Source organism: Mycobacterium sp. (assembly GCF_052143115.1).
In the GTDB taxonomy this organism is placed as follows: Bacteria; Actinomycetota; Actinomycetes; order Mycobacteriales; family Mycobacteriaceae; genus Mycobacterium.
Map to the genome: position 1 here is coordinate 1 of NZ_JBKQTQ010000014.1, position 3,403 is coordinate 3,403.

Consider the following 3,403-nt stretch of genomic DNA (forward strand, 5'->3'; position numbering starts at 1 on the left):
ATGAGCCCGCGCCGGCCTTTGCCCTCGGTGCTGACCCAGTCGTAGCGGCCGTAGAACGGCGCGGCCGCGACCACCGACGTGTCGGCATCTTCGAAACCGGGCTGGTAATGCGGGTCGTTGGGCGTCAGCGCGGCCAGCGCCGCCAGGTGACCGCCAGACGAGCCGCCGGTGATCGCCACGAATTCCGGGTCGCCGCCATACTCCGCGATATTCTCCTTGACCCACGCCAGCGCGCGTTTGACGTCGACGATGTGGGCGGGCCAGGTGTGCACCGGGCTGACACGATGGTTCAGCGACACGCATACCCAGCCGCGATCGGCTAGGTGGCTCATCAACGGGTAGGCCTGCGGCCGCCTCCGGCCCAGTGCCCAAGCGCCGCCGGGTATCTGCACCAGCACCGGCGCCCTACCGTCGTGTGGCAGGTCGCGGCGGCGCCAGACGTCAGCCACATTCGCCCGGGGGTGCGGGCCGTAGCGAACGGTGTTCTCCTTCGCGACGTAGCGATGCCGCGCCGAGGTGGTCCGCCACACGGTGGGCCGCCCACTGGCTGTTGACGCTGACGGTGGGCTCGCGGCGACATCCGCGTAATCGGGGCCGAGCCCGTCGCGCAGGGCCGCCCGCAGCACCGAACCCGACTGCGCCGCCTCGCTGGGGTCTTTGCGCCGCCAGCGTAGTAAGCGCGGCGATCGCGGGCTAACTGCGGTCACCAGTCGCAACGCCGACACGCGCCCGCAGCTCACGGCGGACAATCTTGCCGGTGCTGCTGCGGGGCAGCTCGTCGAGGATCAAAATCTCGCGCGGGACCTTGTAGTTGGCCAGGCTCTGTCGCACGTAGGCCTTAAACGAATCCGGTGTCGCTGACGCACGTGAGCTGAGCACCAAGAACGCCACCAGCCGTTGGCCGAACTGCTCGTCGTCCACGCCGATCACCGCTGCCTCAACGACATCGGGATGGCCCGCCAAGGTCTTCTCCACCTCGATCGGGTAGACGTTCTCACCGCCGGACACGATCATCTCGTCGTCACGGCCCACCACGAACAGGCGGCCGGCCGTGTCGAGATACCCGACATCACCTGAGGCCATGAAGCCATCACGAAAATCCTTAGAACCACCGGAGGTGTAACGGTCGAACTGGTTGCCGTTGCGGACGTAGATCTGGCCGACCTCGCCGCTGGCGACATCGCGGAAATGGTCGTCAAGTATACGAATGACGGTGCCTAAGACCGGTCTACCCGCGGTATCCGGTGCGGCTCGCAGGTCCTCGGGGCAGGCTGTGGCGATCATCCCGGCCTCGGTGGCGTTGTAATTGTTGTAGACGATGTCGCCGAACTGGTCCATGAACGCTGTCACGACGTCGGGGCGCATCCGCGATCCGGAGGAGGCTACGAAGCGTAATGACTTGCAGCGGTAGCATTTTCGAACATCTTCGGGAAGTTCCATGATCCGGTCCAACATCACCGGCACCATCGCCAGGCCCGTGGCACGGTGCCGCTCAACCAACTCCAGCGTCGCCTCAGCGTCGAACTTGCGGCGAGTGACGATGGTGCACGCCATCATCGCCGAGAACACGAGCTGGAAAAAGCCCCACGCATGAAACATTGGTGCCACGACCACTGTGGTCTCTTCGGCTCGCCAAGGCATCGCGTCGAGAATCGCGACGAGCTCATCGGGTCCGCCGCCGGAGCGTCTGGCGCCCTTAGGTGTTCCCGTCGTGCCCGACGTGAGCAGGATCAGCCTGCCCTTGCGCCGGGTGCGCTCGGGCCGATTCCCAGCGTGGGCGGTGATCAGCTTCTCGACGGTGACGTCGTGGGCTGACGGACTGTCGGTCCACGCGATGATCCGCCTGGCGTCGGGACGATCGCAGAGCGCGCGGTCGACGGCGGGGATGAACTCCTCGTCGTAGATGACGACGTCGATGTCTTCGCGTTTCACCACATCGGCGAGCGCCGGCCCCGCGAACGAGGTGTTCAGCAGCACGACATCGCCGCCCATGCGGTTCGCAGCAATCAACGGCTCGATGAAACCGCGGTGGTTGCGGCACATGATCCCGATGGTTGTTGGTGGGCCCCCGGCTATCGACTGCAGAGCCGCGGCGAACGCGGCGGCCCGCTCGTCGAGTTGGCGCCAGGTTAGTTGTCCGAGTTCATCGACTAACCCGACACGCTCGGGGCACCGCCGCGCTGCGACGGCAAAGCCCAGGGTTCCCATCGTGCCCTCGTTCCGCGCCGCGGCGACGATACGCAGGTACTTATCGGGACGCAGCGGCGCCATCATCCGTGACCGGCGCATCGCGGCGATCAGCTCACGGGTCTTGCCGATGCAGTGCAACATCGCGATCACCTAACCGAGCAACGGAAACCGGCGCTCACGGGCCAGCCGGTCCAGGGCCGTCTGCATCACCGAGCGCACGTGGGCGTCCACCTCGTCGATATCAGGATTCGTCCCGAAGGTGGCGGTGATGTCGATCGGCTCGAGCACCTCGGTGGTGATCTTGGTGGGCAGCGGTAAGTTAAATGGCAGCAACACACTCAAGCCGAACGGGACACCGAACGAGATCGGGAATAGCGATGTGCGCAACAGCCGCTTGAGTCCCAGCCGTTTCGCCACCCAGCCGCCGCGGGTGAGGTACAGCTGATTCTCCTGGGCGCCGATCGACACCATCGGGACGATGGGGACGCCGGCCTCGCTGGCGGACCGGACGTATCCGGTCCGTCCGGCGAAGTCGATCTTGTTGGCCGACAGGGTTGGCCGGTAGCAGTCGTAGTCGCCGCCCGGGAAAACGATCACGAGCCCGCCTGACCGCAGGGCCGCGGCGGCGTTGCTGCGGCTGGCGCGGATGAACCCCAGCCGAATGAGCGGAGTGGCGATCGGGGCCTGGAACAGGATGTCGTGGCTGAGTGTGTAGACCGGACGGTCATAGCCGTAACGGTCATAGAAGTCAACCGCGAAGACCGGAACGTCGACCGCGAACAGACCGCCGGAATGGTTCGACACGACGAGCGCGCCGCCGAGTGGCAGCCGCTCCAGGCCGCGGACCTCAGACCGGAACCACGTCTTCATGATCGGCCGGACCCGGTCCAGCACGCTTTGGGTGAAGAGGGGGTCCCACTTCTCGGTCTCGGTCTCTGTTTGGTCGTTGTCGGGTGCGGTCACGGCCGTCCTTTTGCTCGTAGGCCTTCGGCCCTGTGTGGTGATCAACGATTGTCACCGCGGAATCTCCGAAATGTATCCGTGCCGCCCACTGAGTGGTCCTTCGTCCCGCCGGGCGGCCGTGGCCAAATTGGGCACCGGGGCCGAGGACTATCGAAGCAAGGGGGTGCGGTGCGCTACGGCCGTGCGAACACGATCCGTGTCTATACGCGTGGGGAATAACCAACTGCCCCTGGCCGGGACGCTTTTCGGA

Annotated in this window: 2 protein-coding genes and 1 pseudogene; all 3 read right to left on the minus strand. The window is 65.7% G+C overall.

The genetic code is table 11. The annotated features are described in order from the left end of the window. Positions 1 to 632 (minus strand): annotated as a pseudogene (locus ACLQI9_RS01345) (alpha/beta hydrolase fold domain-containing protein); the annotation flags it as partial. 61 nt (positions 633 to 693) lie between these two features. Further along, complete coding sequence (gene fadD12, locus ACLQI9_RS01350) at positions 694 to 2,331, minus strand: acyl-CoA ligase FadD12 (protein WP_442390824.1); 1,638 nt, start codon at positions 2,329 to 2,331, stop codon at positions 694 to 696. 9 nt (positions 2,332 to 2,340) lie between these two features. Beyond that, positions 2,341 to 3,153: a lysophospholipid acyltransferase family protein gene (locus ACLQI9_RS01355; RefSeq protein ID WP_442390826.1), complete on the minus strand. Its 813-nt coding sequence runs from the start codon at positions 3,151 to 3,153 to the stop codon at positions 2,341 to 2,343. Positions 3,154 to 3,403: the final 250 nt, after the last annotated feature.